Source organism: Streptomyces sp. NPDC049837 (genome assembly GCF_040674455.1).
In the GTDB taxonomy this organism is placed as follows: domain Bacteria; phylum Actinomycetota; class Actinomycetes; order Streptomycetales; family Streptomycetaceae; genus Streptomyces.
The window spans coordinates 143,034-159,253 of record NZ_JBFAMP010000014.1 but is presented as its reverse complement, the minus strand read 5'-3'; the positions used below and the strand labels follow the sequence as shown (position 1 = coordinate 159,253).

At 72.5% G+C, this 16,220-nt stretch carries 16 protein-coding genes and 1 pseudogene; 8 read left to right on the top strand and 9 right to left on the bottom strand.

Annotated features, from left to right (window positions below; genetic code table 11):
* Positions 1 to 41: 41 nt before the first annotated feature.
* Both AB0J57_RS30670 and AB0J57_RS30665 read right to left on the bottom strand, forming a co-directional pair.
* Positions 42 to 1,703: an AMP-binding protein gene (locus tag AB0J57_RS30670; protein WP_366131619.1), complete on the bottom strand. Its 1,662-nt coding sequence runs from the start codon at positions 1,701 to 1,703 to the stop codon at positions 42 to 44.
* A complete protein-coding gene (locus tag AB0J57_RS30665) occupies positions 1,700 to 2,464 on the bottom strand; it encodes an SDR family oxidoreductase (RefSeq protein ID WP_366131618.1) in 765 nt (254 codons plus the stop codon). Before AB0J57_RS30665 ends, AB0J57_RS30670 begins: the two co-directional genes overlap by 4 nt.
* A 178-nt stretch (positions 2,465 to 2,642) precedes the next feature.
* On the opposite strand from AB0J57_RS30665, the gene AB0J57_RS30660 reads away from it, so the two are divergent.
* The 6 genes and pseudogenes from AB0J57_RS30660 to AB0J57_RS30635 all read left to right on the top strand — a co-directional run.
* The gene (locus AB0J57_RS30660) at positions 2,643 to 3,887 is read left to right on the top strand and encodes a DUF1343 domain-containing protein (RefSeq protein WP_366131617.1); all 1,245 of its coding nucleotides are present in this window, start codon (positions 2,643 to 2,645) and stop codon (positions 3,885 to 3,887) included.
* A 386-nt stretch (positions 3,888 to 4,273) separates the two neighbouring features.
* Positions 4,274 to 4,885, top strand: coding sequence for a hypothetical protein (locus AB0J57_RS30655; RefSeq protein ID WP_366131616.1), 612 nt, complete (start codon positions 4,274 to 4,276; stop codon positions 4,883 to 4,885).
* A gap of 86 nt (positions 4,886 to 4,971) precedes the next feature.
* A complete protein-coding gene (locus tag AB0J57_RS30650) occupies positions 4,972 to 5,742 on the top strand; it encodes a 3-keto-5-aminohexanoate cleavage protein (protein ID WP_366131615.1) in 771 nt (256 codons plus the stop codon).
* A gap of 25 nt (positions 5,743 to 5,767) precedes the next feature.
* Entirely contained in the window at positions 5,768 to 6,835 is a 1,068-nt protein-coding gene (locus AB0J57_RS30645) for an RNA ligase (ATP) (RefSeq protein ID WP_366131614.1), read from the top strand.
* Positions 6,836 to 6,931: 96 nt separating this feature from the next.
* Complete coding sequence (locus AB0J57_RS30640; RefSeq protein ID WP_366131613.1) at positions 6,932 to 7,357, top strand: Hsp20/alpha crystallin family protein; 426 nt, start codon at positions 6,932 to 6,934, stop codon at positions 7,355 to 7,357.
* A gap of 89 nt (positions 7,358 to 7,446) precedes the next feature.
* Positions 7,447 to 7,830 (top strand): annotated as a pseudogene (locus AB0J57_RS30635) (DUF2267 domain-containing protein); the annotation flags it as partial.
* A gap of 107 nt (positions 7,831 to 7,937) precedes the next feature.
* On the opposite strand, the gene soxR reads toward AB0J57_RS30635, so the two are convergent.
* On the bottom strand, positions 7,938 to 8,420 hold the full coding sequence (gene soxR, locus AB0J57_RS30630; RefSeq protein WP_366131612.1) for a redox-sensitive transcriptional activator SoxR: 483 nt from the start codon (positions 8,418 to 8,420) through the stop codon (positions 7,938 to 7,940).
* 104 nt (positions 8,421 to 8,524) lie between these two features.
* Between soxR and AB0J57_RS30625 the strand changes: the two genes are divergently transcribed.
* On the top strand, positions 8,525 to 8,986 hold the full coding sequence (locus AB0J57_RS30625) for a MaoC family dehydratase (protein WP_366131611.1): 462 nt from the start codon (positions 8,525 to 8,527) through the stop codon (positions 8,984 to 8,986).
* Here AB0J57_RS30625 and AB0J57_RS30620 read toward each other — a convergent pair.
* The 3 genes from AB0J57_RS30620 to AB0J57_RS30610 all read right to left on the bottom strand — a co-directional run bounded on the left by AB0J57_RS30620 (position 8,977) and on the right by AB0J57_RS30610 (position 11,222).
* Positions 8,977 to 9,621, bottom strand: coding sequence for a TetR/AcrR family transcriptional regulator (locus tag AB0J57_RS30620; RefSeq protein WP_366131610.1), 645 nt, complete (start codon positions 9,619 to 9,621; stop codon positions 8,977 to 8,979). The genes AB0J57_RS30625 and AB0J57_RS30620 overlap by 10 nt on opposite strands.
* 74 nt (positions 9,622 to 9,695) lie before the next feature.
* The gene (locus tag AB0J57_RS30615; RefSeq protein WP_366131609.1) at positions 9,696 to 9,983 is read right to left on the bottom strand and encodes a YiaA/YiaB family inner membrane protein; all 288 of its coding nucleotides are present in this window, start codon (positions 9,981 to 9,983) and stop codon (positions 9,696 to 9,698) included.
* A gap of 87 nt (positions 9,984 to 10,070) precedes the next feature.
* The gene (locus AB0J57_RS30610; RefSeq protein ID WP_366131608.1) at positions 10,071 to 11,222 is read right to left on the bottom strand and encodes an acyl-CoA dehydrogenase family protein; all 1,152 of its coding nucleotides are present in this window, start codon (positions 11,220 to 11,222) and stop codon (positions 10,071 to 10,073) included.
* A gap of 53 nt (positions 11,223 to 11,275) precedes the next feature.
* Between AB0J57_RS30610 and AB0J57_RS30605 the strand changes: the two genes are divergently transcribed.
* Positions 11,276 to 11,941 carry a TetR/AcrR family transcriptional regulator gene (locus tag AB0J57_RS30605; RefSeq protein ID WP_366131607.1) on the top strand — a complete coding sequence of 222 codons (666 nt, stop codon included), beginning with the start codon at positions 11,276 to 11,278 and terminating at the stop codon, positions 11,939 to 11,941.
* A 32-nt stretch (positions 11,942 to 11,973) separates the two neighbouring features.
* Here AB0J57_RS30605 and AB0J57_RS30600 read toward each other — a convergent pair whose 3' ends face one another.
* From AB0J57_RS30600 to AB0J57_RS30590, 3 genes are all read right to left on the bottom strand, one after another.
* Positions 11,974 to 13,320, bottom strand: a complete 1,347-nt coding sequence (locus AB0J57_RS30600; RefSeq protein WP_366131606.1) for an MFS transporter — start codon at positions 13,318 to 13,320, stop codon at positions 11,974 to 11,976.
* Positions 13,321 to 13,600: 280 nt separating this feature from the next.
* Entirely contained in the window at positions 13,601 to 14,680 is a 1,080-nt protein-coding gene (locus AB0J57_RS30595) for a Zn-dependent alcohol dehydrogenase (RefSeq protein ID WP_366131605.1), read from the bottom strand.
* 31 nt (positions 14,681 to 14,711) lie between these two features.
* A complete protein-coding gene (locus AB0J57_RS30590; protein WP_366131604.1) occupies positions 14,712 to 16,106 on the bottom strand; it encodes an aldehyde dehydrogenase family protein in 1,395 nt (464 codons plus the stop codon).
* Between the last annotated feature and the right edge of the window lie 114 nt (positions 16,107 to 16,220).

Below are 16,220 nucleotides of genomic sequence, written 5' to 3'. Positions count from 1 at the left end.
TGCCGCCACCTCTCTCGTCCACTCGTGCGTGTCGCCGTCATCTACGCGGAGTAACGCAGTTCCCGCCTGAGGATCTTCCCACTCGTCGTCTTGGGCAGCTCCGGCAGGATCTCGACCTCACGGGGATATTTGTACGCCGCCAGGCGCTCCTCGCAGTACGCGGAGAGCTCGGCGGGCCCGACCGGGGTCCCCGGGCGCAGACTGACGTACGCCTTGACCGTCTCGCCCCGGTAGGCGTGGGGGACGCCGACGACAGCCGCCTCGCGGACCGCCGGATGGGTGTAGAGGACGTCCTCGACCTCGCGCGGCCACACCTTGAAGCCCGACGCGTTGATCATGTCCTTCTTCCGGTCGACGACGTAGAGCCAGCCGTCCGGGTCCATGAAGCCGATGTCGCCGGTGCGCAGCTCGCCGTCCGGGAAGGTCTCGGCGGTGGCCTCCGGCAGGCGCCAGTAGCCGGGGACGACCTGGGGCCCGCGTACCGCGATCTCGCCCTGCTCCCCGAACGGCACCTCGTTGCCCCGGTCGTCCAGGATGCGTACGACGGTCTCAGGTCCCGGGACGCCGACCGAGAGGGTGCCGGAGGCGGGGTCGACCGGGGCCTCCTTGTCGGGGGGTACGGAGGCGCAGGGGGCGGTGCACTCGGTGAGGCCGTAGCCGTTGCGGATGTACGGGCCGAAGGCGGCTCGGAACCTCTCCACCAGGGCCGGTGGCACGGGCGCGCCGCCGGAGGAGATCACCTGGAAGGACGCGAAGTGGCCGGGCGTGGCGGCGGGGTGGGCGGCCAGGGCCATGAAGGCGGTGGAGGGGCCGACGGTGTAGGCGGGGCGGTGCTCGGCGAAGGCGTCCAGCACGACGCCCGCCTCGAAGCGGTAGGTGAGGACGAGGGTGCCGGCGTTGGCGAGGCAGGTGGCCAGTTCGCAGACCATGCCGGTGATGTGGAAGAGCGGGGCCAGGGCGAAGTACGCGGCGCCCTCGGCGATGGGGTGACCGGTGCGCTGCCGTTCGGCGTTGTACATGATCCCGCGGTGGGTGTTCATGGCGCCCTTGGGCGTGCCGCTGGTGCCGGAGGTGTAGCTGATCAGAGCGGTGTCGGTGGCGGTGAGGTCCCGCCCGTACTGGGGCGCCGGGTGTCCGGCGCGGGCGACGGTGACCAGGTCGTCGGCGTCTGCCGGTACGGGGAGCCGCTCGAAGCCGAGGACGCGCGGGTCGTCGCGCGTCTGGAGGTCCTTCTCGCAGGCGGTGAGGGCGACGCCTACGGGCGTGCCGGCGGCCGTCTCGCGCAGGTACCGCTCCCAGGCGTGGTCGGCACAGATCAGCGCGCTCGCCCCGGAGTCGTTCAGGGCGTGGGCGACCTCGGCCGACTTGTACATGGGGTTGAGCGGGACGACGGTCGCGCCCGCCTTCCAGGCGCCGAGCAGGGCGAGGACGAAGTGCGGGGTGTTCTGGAGCATGATGGCGACCCGGTCGCCGCGCCGGACGCCCCGGGCGGCGAGGAATCCGGCCACCGAGTCGGAGAGCGCGTCGGTCTCGCGGTAGGTCAGGCGCCCGTCGAAGTACACCAGCGCGGGGTGCTGGGGGGCGCGGGCGACGGCCGCGCGGAAGGCGTGCACGACGGTGGCGGCCGGGCGTACGGGCGCCCGCTGGGCGTCGCTGAGCCGGCCGAGCCACGGCTTGGCCGCGTAGATCGAGGTCGGGTTCACTGCCCGGCGCCCTCCCACTTCTGCTGGATGTGGCTCATATTGTTCAGCCAGCGCTCGGGCTCGCTCGCGCGGGCCCGGTAGTAGTCGGCGACCTCGGGGTGGGGCAGGATCAGGAACCGGTCTGCCTCGATGCCCTCGATCAGCGCGTCGGCGACGTCCTCGGGCTCGATGGCGGTGGGGGCGAGGACCAGTTCGCCGGCCGAGCCGGCGGCGGTGAGCATGTCGGTACGGACGCCCTGCGGGCAGATCGCGTGGACCTTCAGGCCGCGGTGGCGGTAGGTGAGGGAGAGCCATTCGGCGAAGGCGTACGCGCCGTGCTTGGAGACGCTGTAGGGCGCGGCGCCGACCATGGTGAGCAGTCCGGCGGCCGAGACGGTGGAGACGAAGCGGCCGGAGCCGCGCTCCAGCCAGGCGGGCAGCAGGGCGCGGGCGGCGCGGACGTGGGCCATCACGTTGACGTCCCAGGCGGCCGCCCAGACCTCCTCGCCGGCGAAGGCGTCGCCGGGCGAGGCGAGCCCGGCGTTGGCGCAGTAGACGTCGACGGTGCCGCCGAGGGCCTCGCGGGCCTGCTCCACGATCGCGGAGGCGTCGCCGGGGACGGCGGTGGCGCCGATCTCGTCGGCGACGGCCTTGGTGCGGGCGGGGTCGATGTCGTTGACGACGACCCGGGCGCCCTCCGCCGCGAACCGCCGGGCGAGTGCGGCTCCGATTCCGCCGCCCGCTCCGGTGACGACCACGCCCGCGCCCTGGACCGTACTCATCGGCAACCGCCTCTCCGTCGTGACTGCTCACTGCTGTCCGGTCACTGCTGTCCGGGTCGACAGACTAACCAGTCGGTATGTGATCGGGGAAGGCCGTGGCGCCCGCCTCGTTCCCTGGGGTGGGCGGGCGCGCTAGCGTGCGTGGCCGGATCGGTCGACGGTCACGGAGGTGTGGCGGATGAGCGTGTCCAGACGGGGTCTGCTGGTCGCGGGCGGCGCGGTGGGGGTGACGGCCGCCGCTCCGGGGCGGGCCGCCGCGCAGGACCGGGGCCGCCGCCGGGTGCGGACCGGCTTCGACCGGCTCGCGGCCGACGGGTACGCGGCGCTGGCCGGGCAGCGGGTGGGCGTGGTGACCAACCCGACCGGGGTGACCGCCGAGGTGCGGCACATCGTGGACGTCATGCACGCCGACGACCGGGTGGACCTGGTGGCGGTGTTCGGCCCCGAGCACGGCTTCCGGGGGACGGCCCAGGCGGGCGGGTCGGAGGGGCGGTACGACGACCCGGCCACGGGGCTGCCGGTGTACGACACGTACCTGAAGAGCGGGCAGGCGCTGGCGGACATCTTCACCGCCTCCCGTGTCGACACGGTGGTGTTCGACATCCAGGACGTGGGCGCCCGGTTCTACACGTACATCTGGACGCTGTACGACTGCATGGTGGCGGCCGCGCTGGCGGGGAAACGTTTCATGGTGCTGGACCGGCCGAACCCGGTGACCGGGCGGGCGGCCCTCGGGCCCGTACTGGACAAGGCGTTCGCGACCTTCGTGGGGCGTGAGCCGATCGCGCAGGCGCACGGGATGACGGTCGCGGAGCTGGCGAGGCTGTTCAACGCCGAGTTCCTGGCGAAGCCGGTTCCGCTCACGACGGTACGGATGTCGGGGTGGCGGCGGGCGGACTTCTTCGACGAGACCGGCCTGCCGTGGGTGCCGCCGAGCCCCAACATGCCGACTCCGGACACCGCGCTGGTGTACTCGGGCACCTGCCTGTTCGAGGGCACGAACCTGTCGGAGGGCCGGGGCACGACCCGGCCGTTCGAACTGCTGGGCGCGGAGGGCGTGGACCGGCGCTGGGCGGAGGCGGCGAACGCGCTGGAGCTGCCGGGCGTGCGCTTCCGCGAGGCGTACTTCACGCCCACGTTCTCCAAGTTCCAGGGCAAGACGGTGGGCGGGGTGCAGGTGCACGTGGACGACCGGGTGGCCTTCGACCCGGTGCGCACCGGCATCGGGCTGCTGGTGACGGCGAAGCGGAGCTGGAGCGGTTTCGCCTGGCGCGCCGACAACTGGATCGACAAGCTGACCGGTTCGGCGAAGGTCCGGACGCTGATCGGCGCGGGCGCGGACACGGACGAGGTCGTGGGCGCCTGGGAGGCGGACCTGGCGGCGTTCCGGGCGGTGCGCCGGGAGTACCTGGTGTACCGGTAGGGCGGTCCTTGCCGAGTGAGCCGCCCGGCCCGGTCCGGCCCACAGCGGTTCGGGGGGCCGGGTGGCTGCGGCCGTGACGGATGGCTGGACCTCAACTGGCGGGCGGTCAGGGCGAGTACGGCCGCGGTGGCGATTCTCGGTCTTCCGGCGCGTCGTCACATGGGGGGCTCCTGGAGGGGACGGGCAAGCCGGAGGTTACTGGCGGTATGCCTTGTCAGTAAGGTGAACAGCCGTCACTTTCTCGGATCGCCACACGGGGCGCCGTGGGGGCATTTCACGTCAGATGTCCCGCTGATGGGTTCCATTCGTTTTTCGATGGAGCCGAACTGGGAACCCGTACGTCCATTCATCGACGCCGAAGTACGAGTGACGGAGGTGGCAGTGCTGTGGCCGGTTTCCGGAGTCTGGCGAGACAGGTGCGTGATCCGGGGTGCGATCTGGCGCTGCGGCGGTATTCGCTGCGCAAGTGCCTTGAGCGGTTCGCCCCTTATGGGCACCGTGCGACCTGGGACCACCTGTGCACCAGGCACAGGTTCGGGCCCGAGGACCGGGACCCCGATCCGGCGCGGCTGGTGGCCGCGCTCGACGAGTTGGAGGAGGCGCGGGCCGTGTGGCTCGCCTACGAGGAGAAGTTCGCGGCGCGCCGCAGGCGCGAGAAGCACGACGGGCTGCGGCGGCCCGGCTGGATCGACGACTGGCACCGGCGCACCTGGGGCGGCAACGGCATAGCGCGGTGCGACGACCCGTCGGTGCACCCGACGGTGGCGCTGGCCGAGGCGCTGCGCAAGCTGATCAAGGCCCTGGAGGCGGAGCCCGGTGAGCACTGCCCCATCTGCGCGGCGGACGAGATCGTCTGGCGGCCGGATCTGTCGAGCGAACCGTGGTTCGGGCCGGTGTGCACGGGGTGCGGCGTGGTCATACCGCAGCCGGTCCTGACGCCCGGGGCGCTGGCGGCGGCCAAGCGGGGGCGGCGCAAGGAGCTCGTGTCGGTGGCGTGAGGCCGGCGGCACGGGCGGGACGGCGCGGGGGCGGGCGCCGGGCTCGGCACGCCCCCGTTGTCAGTGGCGGCTGTCACCATCGAGGCATGATCCAGGTCTGTCTGAACGGCCGTCGCGGAACGGGGGATTCCGCGGCCGTGCCCATGTCGCCGGGTGCCATGGCCGAGTCGGCCGCCGGCGCGGTCGCGGCCGGGGCCGATGAGGTGCACGTCCACCCGAAGACGCCGTGCGGGGGCGACACGCTGTCCCCGCGCGTGCTGGCCTCGGTGCTCACGGCGATACGGGACGTGGTGGACGTCCCGGTGGGGGTGACCACCGGCGCGTGGGCCGAGCCGGAGCCGGGGCGGCGGGTGGAGCGGGTGCGCTCCTGGACGGTGCTGCCCGACCACGCCTCGGTCGACTGGCACGAGCCGGGTGCCGAGGAGGTCGCCGCCGTGCTGCTGGAGCGTGGCGTGGGCGTGGAGGCCGTCATCCGGCCGGGGACGGAGGGCGCTCGGCGGTTCCTGGCGTCGCCGCTGGCGCCCCGGGTGTCGCGGGTGGTGGCGGGGGTGACGGACCGGGACGCGGGGACGGCCGAGGCGTCGGCCCGCGCCCTGCTGGCGGAGCTGGGCGGCGCGCATGACCGGCCGGTGCTGCTGCACGGCGAGGACGGCGGGGCGTGGCCGGTGCTGCGCCTGGCGGTACGGCTGGGGCTGGACACGCGCGTGGGCCTTGGCGACACGCTGCTCCTGCCGGACGGGCGGCCCGCACGGTCCAACGCCCGGCTGGTCGCGGCGGCGTTGGAGGAGCGTGACGCTATCAGGCGCCAAATCCGGTGGGCCAGCGGTTTCGCGTACCGCGACAGTGGGCGGCGATGAGAACCGCACCACGAGGAGCACATCCATGTCGACATTGCGGGTCACCGCCGAGCCGCTGACCGTCCACGAGCATCCCAACGCCGACGCCCTGGAGCTGGCCCAAGTCGGCCTGTACCGCGCCGTCGTCGCCAAGGGCGCCTACCGCACCGGTGACGTCGCCGTGTACATACCCGAGCAGGCGGTGCTGCCGCCCGCGCTCGTGGAGGAGCTGGGGCTGACCGGGCGGCTCGCCGGGAAGGCGTCGGACCGGGTGAAGGCGGTACGGCTGCGCGGCGAGCTGTCGCAGGGCATCGTGTGCCGGCCGCGCGCCCTGGCGGATGTGGACCTGGCGCGGGCGGCGGCCGAGGGCACGGACTTCGCGGAGGTACTGGGCATCACCAAGTGGGTGCCGCCGGTGCCGACGACGATGAACGGCGACGTGGAGCCGGCCCCCGGCCTGCTGCCGTGGGTCGACATCGAGAACATCCAGCGGTACCCGGGGATCTTCGAGCCGGGCGAGCCGGTGGTCCTGACGGAGAAGCTGCACGGCACGGCCTGCCTGATGACGTACACCGCCGAGGACGGCCGGGTGCTCGTCTCGTCGAAGGGCTTCGGCGCCAAGGGCCTGGCCCTGAAGGAGGACGCGCGCAATCTGTACTGGCGGGCGATCCGTGCGTACGACGTGCCGGCGGTCGCCGCGCGGCTCGCCGCAGCGCTGGGCGCGACCCGGGTCGGGGTGTTCGGCGAGGTGTACGGCGCCGGCGTGCAGGACCTCGGGTACGGCGCGAACGGCCGGAGCGAGGAGCTGGGTTACGCGGTCTTCGACGTGTCGGCCGAGATCGACGGCCGGTTGCGCTGGCTGGACCCGGCCGAGCTGCCGACGGGTGAGCTGCCGCTGGTGCCCCGGCTGTACGCGGGGCCGTACGACATCGCGAAGGTCCTGGAGCTGGCCACCGGCCGCGAGACGGTCTCGGGGCGGGAGCTGCATCTGCGCGAGGGCGTGGTCATCCGCCCGGCCACGGAGCGGTACAGCCCGGTGGTCGGCGGGCGGGCGATCGCCAAGGCGGTCAGCCCGGCCTACCTCACCCGGAAGGGCGGCACCGAGTACGAGTGAGTTTTCTTGAGCCCCCTCTTGTCAACTTTGGCCCGGGGAGTTATAAGAAAAAAGGCAGACGGTCAGCAGCATCCGTGAGTACGCAAGGAGGGACCGATGATGCTGATGCGGACCGACCCCTTCCGTGAGCTCGACCGGCTCACCGAGCGCTTGCTGGGCACCAGCGCCCACCCGGCGGCCATGCCGATGGACGCCTACCGGGAAGGGGACACCTTCGTCGTCCAGCTCGACCTGCCGGGCGTCACCCCCGACAGCATCGACCTGGATGTCGAGCGCAATGTGCTCACCGTCAAGGCCGAGCGCCGCACCACTCCGGAGGGTGAGGCCGAGATGGTGATCGCCGAGCGGCCGTCCGGCACGTTCAGCCGCCAGCTCTTCCTCGGCGAGACGCTGGACACCGACCGGATCGAGGCGTCCTACGACATGGGTGTCCTGACCCTGCGGGTCCCGGTCGCCGAGCAGGCCAAGCCGCGCAAGATCGAGATCAGCGGCGGCAGCGACCGCAAGCAGATCAGCGGCTGATCCGGCCCGCCGCACCGCATGATGGGCGGGGACGGGTCCTTTCCGGCCCGGCCCCGCCCATGCCCATCGAACGAGGCCGAGGGAGAAAGATGCGCATGCAGTGGGACGCGTTCTTGGCCGCGGTGCAAGAACGCGGCGAATACCCCTCCCGGCGGGAGGCCGACCGGGCCGCCCGCGTCGTCCTGGCCCTGCTGGGCGCACACCTCGTGGGCAACGAGCGGGCCGAGCTGGCCGCCGGCCTGCCGGAGACCTGCGCCCTGGTGCTGCTCAACCCGCTCCCCGCCGCCGAACCCCTCGGGCCCGACCGGTTCGTGCGCGCCACGGCCGCGTGGATCGAGGGCGCCACCGAGGAGACGGCCAAGTGGGACATCGGCGCCGTCCTCAGCGTCGTGGCCGACACGGCGGACGAGGACCTGATGCGCCGGATACTGCTCCAGCTTCCGCCCGGCTACGACCTGTTGTTCGGGCGCCCCGGCATGACCGAGCCGGGCCCGCCCGAGGCCGCCCCCACCGGAGCCGGCCGGTCCCTGCCGGGGATGACCGAGCCCGGCCTGCCCCCGGAGGGCTGAGCCTCGCCGGTTCAGCGCGCCTCCCGCTCCGCCGGCCGGCGCCGTTCGGGCAGGAGGCGCGAGCCTGTCATGCGCTCACCGAAGACGTCGTCCGGGTTGGACAGCACGCACGTCTCCAGCGAGAGACAGCCGCACCCGATGCAGTCGGTGAGGTGGTCCCGCAACCGGCCGAGCTGCTTGATCCGCTCGTCCAGCTCCGAGCGCCACGCCTCGGACAGGCGCGCCCAGTCCTCCCGGTTGGGCGTGCGCTCCTCAGGGAGTTGCGCGAGGGCCTCCCTGATCGTCGCGAGCGGGATGCCCACGCGCTGCGCGGCGCGGACGAAGGCGACGCGGCGCAGCGCGTCCCTGCCGTAACGGCGCTGGTTCCCGCTGGTGCGGCGGCTGCTGATGAGGCCCTTGGACTCGTAGAAGTGCAGGGCCGAGACGGCCGCCCCGCTGCGCGCGGAGAGCTGGCCGACGGTGAGCTCGTGGATCTTCTCTGGAATCTGCGGCACCCCTCGAACCCTACTGGTCGCCTCCCGGCGGTCCGTTGACAGGACAGCACCCGCCCCAGCATGCTGAGCAAGCGCTTAGACATCGAGAGTCAGGGAGCCGGGACATGGCAGAGCCGAGGATCTTCACGTCCGCCGACGAGCTGCGCGGCGCGGTCGGCGAGCAGTTGGGGCACAGCGACTGGCTGGAGATCGAGCAGAAGCGGATCGACCTGTTCGCCGAGGCCACGGGCGACCACCAGTGGATCCACGTGGATCCGGAGCGGGCCGCGGCGGGGCCGTTCGGCACGACCATCGCGCACGGGTACCTGACGCTGTCGCTGCTCCCCCTCCTCGTACCCCAGATCATGCGGGTCGAGGGGATGAAGATGGGCGTCAACTACGGGGCGAACAAGGTCCGGTTCCCCGCCCCCGTGCCGGTCGGGTCGCGGCTGCGGGCGACGGCCCTCCTCAAGGACGTCACCGACGCGGGCGGCGGTGTGCAGGTGACGGCCGTGGTGACGGTGGAGCGCGAGGGCGGCGACAAGCCGGTGTGCGTCGCCGAGTCGGTGTCCCGCTACTACTTCTGAGCGCCCCCGGGGGCCCCGGCGCCCACCATGCGCAGCACGAGGTCGGCGTAGAGCGCGCCGACCTCGTCGGGCGTCCGGCGCCCCCCGGTGCTGAACCAGCGGGCCACGTCGATGCAGAGCGAGAGCACGGCGAGGGTGGTGCCGGAGACGTCCGGGACGTCGAACTCGCCCGCCGCCACGCCCTCGTTGATGATGCGGCGCACGGCGGCGTCGCTCTTGCGGCGCAGCTCGAAGATCTCGGCGCGGTGCTCGTCGCTGAGGGAGTCGAGTTCGTACTGGACCACGCGCGCGGTGGTGCGGCGTCCGGCGTGCCAGCGGACGAAGGAGCGTACGGCGTCGGCGAGCCGCTCGGCGGCGGTTCCGGGGCCGTCGGCGGCCGCCTCCAGGATCTCCAGGGCCTTCACGTGGCCGATGCGGCTGATCCGGTGGAGCAGCTCTTCCTTGGTCTTGTAGTGGATGTAGAGCGCGGCCGGACTCATCCCGGCCCGGCCCGCGATGTCGCGGGTGGTGGTGGCGTGGTAGCCGCGCTCGGCGAAGGCCTCGACGGCGGCGACGAGCAGCCGCCTGGCCGCGTCAGGGGTCACCTCGTCCCACGGCGTGTCCTCGCCGCCGGCCGTTTCCTCCGCCGTGCTCATCGTTCGCCCCTTCCGGTGTCCAGGACCTTCCGGTGTCCAAGGACGAACACCATACCCCGACAGTGAGCAAGCGCTTAGAGCTTCTGGAACGGGTCGTGCTCGGCGAGCAGCTTCTCGAGCCGGGCCTGGTCGACCCGGCTGACGATCTGCCCGGCCTCCTGCCGGTCGCGGACGACCTTGGCGAGGGTGAAGGCGGAGGTCGTGAGGTAGAGGACCGCGATGCCGAGGAAGGCGCGCACCCAGGCGTCGGCGTCCAGGTTGAAGATGCCGATGGCCACCGCGCCCAGGGCGATCGCGAAGGAGGCCACGGCCTGGCCGTAGTAGGCGGCCGTGTTCTGCTGCTTGACCGGTGTGTCACTCATGCGGGCAAGGATGCGCGGGCTGTGGCCCGGCCCACATCCGCTCCCGTACTCAGGACCCGTACTCAGGACCCGTACTGAAGCGGTCTCCTAGAACGCGGACACCCCGGTCAGCGCCCGGCCGATGATGAGCTTCTGGATCTGGCTGGTGCCCTCGTAGAGGGTCATCACGCGCGCGTCCCGCAGCAGTTTGCCGACCGGGTACTCGTCGATGTAGCCGTAACCGCCGAAGACCTGGAGGGCGTTGTTGGCCGAGCGCACGGCGGCCTCGGAGGCGAAGAGCTTGGCCTTGGAGGCGGCGGTGGCGAACTCCTCGCCCCGGTCGACGAGATCGGCGACCCGCCAGGTCAGCAGCCGCGCCGCGTCCACGTCGACGGATATGTCGCTGATCAGCTCCTGGACGAGCTGGTACGAGGCGATCGGCTTGCCGAACTGCTCGCGCTCCCCCGCGTACCGCACGGCGGCGTCCAGTGCGGCCTGGGCTATGCCGACGCACCCGGCGGCGACCGACATGCGGCCCTTGGCGAGCGCGGACATGGCGATGGAGAAGCCCTTGCCCTCCGGGCCCAGGAGCGCGGAGGCGGGCACCCGGACGTCCTCCAGCACCAGCTCGGCGGTGGCCTGGCCGCGCAGGCCGAGCTTGCCGTGGATGGTGCGGCGGGTCAGGCCGGGGGTGTCGGCGGGGACGAGGAAGGCGGACACGCCCCGGTGGCCGGGGCGGTCGTTGGTGCGGGCGAAGAGGAGCACCACGTCGGCCCAGGTGCCGTTGGTGATGAACATCTTGGTGCCGTTGATGACGTAGTCGCCGCCGTCGCGCACGGCCCGGGTGGTGAGGTTGCCGGCGTCGGAGCCGGTGCCGGGCTCGGTGAGGCCGAAGCAGCCGATCGCGTCACCGGCGGTGAGCCTGGGCAGCCAGTGCCGCTTCTGGTCCTCGTCGCCCCAGGCCGCGATGGTCTTGGTCACGAGGCCCAGCGAGACGGACACGATGCCGCGCACGGACGAGTCGCCGCGCCCCAGTTCCTCGGTGACGAGGCAGTACGCGAGGTGGTCGCCGCCCGAGCCGCCGTACTCCTCGGGGATGGTGAGGCCGAGGAAGCCGAGCGCGCCGAGCTTCTTGACGATCGATCTGTCGACGTTCTCGGCGCGGTCCCACTCGATGACGTGCGGGGCGATCTCGCGCTTGACGAAGTCCTCGGCGAGCTGCCGGACCGCCGCCTGCTCCTCGCTCGGTTCCAGGTTCACGCGCGGACACCCCACTTTAACTATCACTGCTAGTTTCTTGTGCCACGCCTACTATGTGCCGCATGGCCCGACCGCGCAAGCCCCTCCTCAGCCGAGACCGCATCGTCGCGACCGCCGGTGCTCTCGTGGACGCGGAGGGACTGGACGCGGTCTCGACCCGGCGCCTCGCCGCCGAACTGGGCGTCAGCGGGCCGTCGCTCTACAACCACTTCCGCACGAAGGACGAGATCCTGGAGGCGGTCGCGGACTCCGTGAGCGCCAAGGTCGACCTGTCGATGTTCGCCGAGGACGACGGCCGGGACTGGCGCACGGCGCTGCACGACTGGGCCGTCTCCTACCGGGCGGCCCTCACCGACCACCCCAACATCGTCCCGGTCCTCGCCCGCGGCCCCGGCCGCCGGCCCGCCGGCCTCCGGGTCGCCGACGCCGTCTTCGGCGCGATGGTCCGCGCGGGCTGGCCCCCGGCCCAGGCCACCCACATCGGCGCGCTGATGCGGTACTTCATCACCGGCTCGGCCCTCGGCTCCTTCGCGCGCGGTTTCGTCGACGACGAGACGGCGTACGACCCGGCCGACTACCCCCACCTGGGCCAGGCGCACCTGCTCGCCGAACACCAGACGCAGGTGGACGAGGGCGCCTTCGAGACGGGCCTGCGGGCGCTGCTGGACGGACTGGCGGTGCAGTACGAGGCCGTACGGGCGTCGCGCTCCCGGCCGTAGCGGAACGGAGGCGGCCGGGAGCGCGGGCGCCGCTAGTGAGCGGCGGGTGGCCGCTGGCGAGCGGCGGCCGCGGCCCGGGAGGCCAGGACCTTGATGGAGACCAGCGCGATGACGGCGAGGCCCATGATGTAGGCGGAGACGGCCATCGACGTTCCGGTCGCCTCCAGCAGCAGCACCATGACGAACGGCGCCAGGCCGCCGCCGAACACCGCGGCGATCTGGTAGCCCAGCGAGGCGCCGGTGTAGCGCATCTCCGCCGTGAACAGCTCGGCGAACAGCGCCGCCTGCGGCCCGTACATGATGCTGAGGAAGCAGCTCGTGACGAACGTGCCGACGGCCAGCCACAGCAGCGACTTGGTGTCGATGAGCAGGAACATGGGGACCGCCCACACCAGCAGCCCGACCGCGCCGAGCGCGTAGATCCGCAGCCGTCCGATGCGGTCCGAGAGGGCCGCCGCGGCGGGTATCAGCACCAGTTGGGTGAGGCTGACGCAGAGGGACACCATCAGGACGGCGCTGCGCTTCATGTCGAGCTCGCGGGTCGCGTAGTCCAGCACGCCGGTGATGATGATGTAGAAGGTCGCGGTGTTGACGGCGAAGGAGCCGCCGGCGAGGAAGACCGTGCCGAGGTGCTTGCGCAGGATGGTGCCGAGCGGCGACCGGGCCTCGCTCTTCTCCCGCTCCGACAGGGCCCGTTCGGCCGCCTTGAACTCGGGGGTCTCCTCCACGCGGGTGTGGATGTACCAGGCGAGGCCGAGGACCAGGAAACCGACGAAGAACGGCACCCGCCAGCCCCAGGCGGCGAACGCCTGATCGCTGGTGAACGCCCCGGCGACCAGGAACACGGTGTTGGCGGTGACCACACCGATCGGGACGCCGAGCTGGACGAGGCTGCCGTACAGGCCCCGCTTGCCCTCGGGGGCGTACTCGGTGGCCATGAGCATCGCGCCGCCCCACTGGGCGCCGACGGCGATGCCCTGGAGGACGCGGAAGAGGACGAGCAGCAGCGGGGCGGCGACGCCGATCGTCTCGTACGTGGGCAGGAGGCCGATTCCGGCGGTGGCGACGCCCATCAGGGTGAGCGCCAGGACGAGCATCGGCTTGCGGCCCCGCTTGTCGCCGAGCTGGCCCGCGACGATCCCGCCGATCGGGCGGGCGAGGAAGCCGACGGCGAAGGTCGCGAAGGCGGCGAGGACCCCGGCGGACGGGCTGCCGGACGGGAAGTACAGGTCGCCGAGGACGAGGGCCGCGGCGATGCCGAAGACGAAGTAGTCGTACCACTCGACGGCGGAGGCGAGCGCGGCCGCGGTGGCCACTCTGCGCCGGCGCGAGCTGTCGGGGGCGGAGGTGGGTGAGGCGGGGGAAGGTGCCGTGTCCATGCGAGCACACTCCGATTGGGTGCGGGGGACGGGAGGGGGGCGGCGCCGTGAAGTTGTCGGGGACCGTACCGACCGGCTGGTACGTCGGTCAACGGCCCGTACGGTCACAGTTTTCGGCCGCCCTCACCAGCCCGACCCGGCCGCCCTCACCGGCCCGTACCGGCCGCCCTCACCGGCCCGTACCGGCCCGCCTTCACTGGCCCGTACACGCTTCTGGGCAGCGCGAACACCCCGGGCGCGGGTGGCGGCCGGGGTGTTCCGACGGGGGCGCGGGGACGGTCTAGAAGACGACCAGCGCGCGCCCGCCCTTGCCCGCGATCATGTTCTCGAACGCCGCCGGGATGCCCTCCAGCGCGATCCGGTCGGTGACGAGCGCGCCCAGGTCGAGGCGCCCGGCGCGGATGTGCCCGGCGAGGACGGGGAGGTCCTCGGCCGGGTTGGAGTTGCCGTAGACACAGCCGGAGAGCGTGCGGCCCCAGTGGAAGATCTCCAGGGCGTTGAAGGTCACCTGCTGGTCCTTGCCGCCGATGCCGACGACCGTGGTGCGGCCACCGCGCCGGGTGGAGTCCCAGGCGGTACGGATGGTGGCGGCACGGCCGACGCACTCGACCGCCACGTCGGCGCCCTGGCCGCCGGTGAGCTTGCGCACCTCCTTGGCGGTGGTCTCGGAGGCGACCACGAACTCGGTGGCACCGGCCTGCCGGGCGAGCGCCTCCTTCTCGGGCGACACGTCCACGGCGATGATCGTCCCCGCGCCGGCGATCCGGGCCGACTGGAGGGTGGCGAGGCCCACCCCGCCGACGCCGAACACGACGACCGACTCGCCCTCACGCACGCGTGCCGAGTGGTGAATCGCCCCGTAGCCGGTGAGGACGGCGCAGCCGAGCAGGGCCGCGTCGGTGAGCGGCACGCCGTCGGGGACGGGCAGCACGCAGTTCGCGGCGACGACGGTCTCCTCGGCGAACGCGGCGACGTTCAGGCCCGGGTGGAGTTCCGTGCCGTCCTCGGTGATGGCGTGGACGCTGCTGGCACCGGTGAGGGCGTCGGCGCACAGCCACACCTCGCCGAGCCCGCAGTGGTGGCAGGAGCCGCAGGACGGCGCCCAGTTGAGGACGACACCGTCGCCGGGGGCGACATGGGTGACACCCTCGCCGACGGCGACGACGGTGCCGGCGCCCTCGTGGCCGAGGACGGCGGGGACGGGCACCCGCATGGTGCCGTTGGAGAGGGACAGGTCGGAGTGGCAGACACCGGCGGCGGCGAGGCGGACCCTCACCCTGCCGGGGCCGGGTTCCGGGAGTTCGATGCCGGTGATCTCCAGCGGAGCACCTATGGCGGGCAGGACGGCGGCGCGGACCACGATCGGATTCCTTCGACTCAGCGGGGCTGGCTCAGAACTGGAGGGACTTGGTGTGGAGGTACTCGGCGAGGCCGTGCGCGCCGAGTTCGCGTCCGACGCCCGACTGCTTGTAGCCGCCGAAGGGGGCGAGCGGGTTGAACCGGCCGCCGTTGATGTCGACCTGGCCGGCTTCCATGCGGCGCGCGAACGCGACGGCCTCCGCCTCGTCGCCGGCCCAGACCGCGCCCGCGAGGCCGTACACGGTGCCGTTGGCGATCCGCAGGGCGTCCTCCTCGTCCTCGTACCTCAGGAACGAGACGACCGGCCCGAAGATCTCCTCCTGGGCGATGGTCATATCCGGTGTGACGTCCGCGAAGACCGTCGGGCTGACGTAGTAGCCCCGGTCGAGGGGCGCCTCGGTGCCGCCCACGACGAGCCGCGCGCCCTCCTCGACGCCCTTGCGGATGTAACCGCGCACGCGCTCCAACTGCTTGGCGTTGACCATCGGTCCGATCCGGTCGCCCGGGGTGTACTTGGCGACGGCCTCCGCGGCGATGGCCACGGCCTCGTCGTACTGGTCCGTGTGCACCAGGACCCGGGTCAGCGCGCTGCACCGCTGGCCCGAGTTGGACAGCGCGTTGGCGAGGCCGGTCTGGACCGCCTTGGCCAGGTCGGCGGAGGGCAGGATGACGTTGGCGGACTTGCCGCCGAGCTCCAGGGCGACCTTCTTGACGGCACCGCCCGCGAGCGCGCCGATCCGCTTGCCGACCGCGGTGGAGCCGGTGAAGGACACCAGGTCCACGCCGTCGTGCTCGGCCAGCGCCTGCCCGGCGACCGGTCCGAGGCCGGTCACCAGGTTGAACACCCCGGCGGGCAGGCCGGCTTCGTGCGCGGCCTCGGCGAAGAGCTGGGCGGTCAGGGGCGTGTCCTCGGCGGGCTTGAGGACGACGGTGCACCCGGCGGCCAAGGCGGGCGCCACCTTGGCGACGACCTGGTGCAGCGGGTAGTTCCAGGGCGTGATCGCGCCCACCACGCCGACCGGTTCGAGCAGCACGGTGGAGTTGCCCACCTTCTCCTCGAACGGGTACGTGGCCGCCATCTCGGCGTAGGTGCCGGCGATCAGGACCGGCAGGCCGGCGTGCACCTGCTGGGCGAGCTGCTGCGGCGCGCCCAGCTCCGCCGTCACGGTCTCGGCTATCTCCTCCTGGCGCGCGGCGAGCGCGTCGCGCAGGGCGGTGAGCCGGGCGGACCGCTCGGCGGGCGCGGTGGCGGCCCACGCCGGGAAGGCGGCGCGGGCGGCGCGTACCGCGGCGTCCACGTCCTCGGCGGTGCCTGCCGGGACATGGGCGATGACCTGCTCGTCCGCCGGGTTCACCACGGCGATGGTGTCGGTGCCGGCGGCGGGCCGCCACGCCCCGCCGATGTACATCCCGTCGTGGGCCTTCATCCGCTTCTCCTTCGTGGGCCTTCGGAGCTGGTGCCGCGTGGTCGTCCGCACCAAACTAGCGGTGGTAGTTTTCGGGCGCCAGGGGGTGCGGGGCCGACCACGTCACAGAGCGAC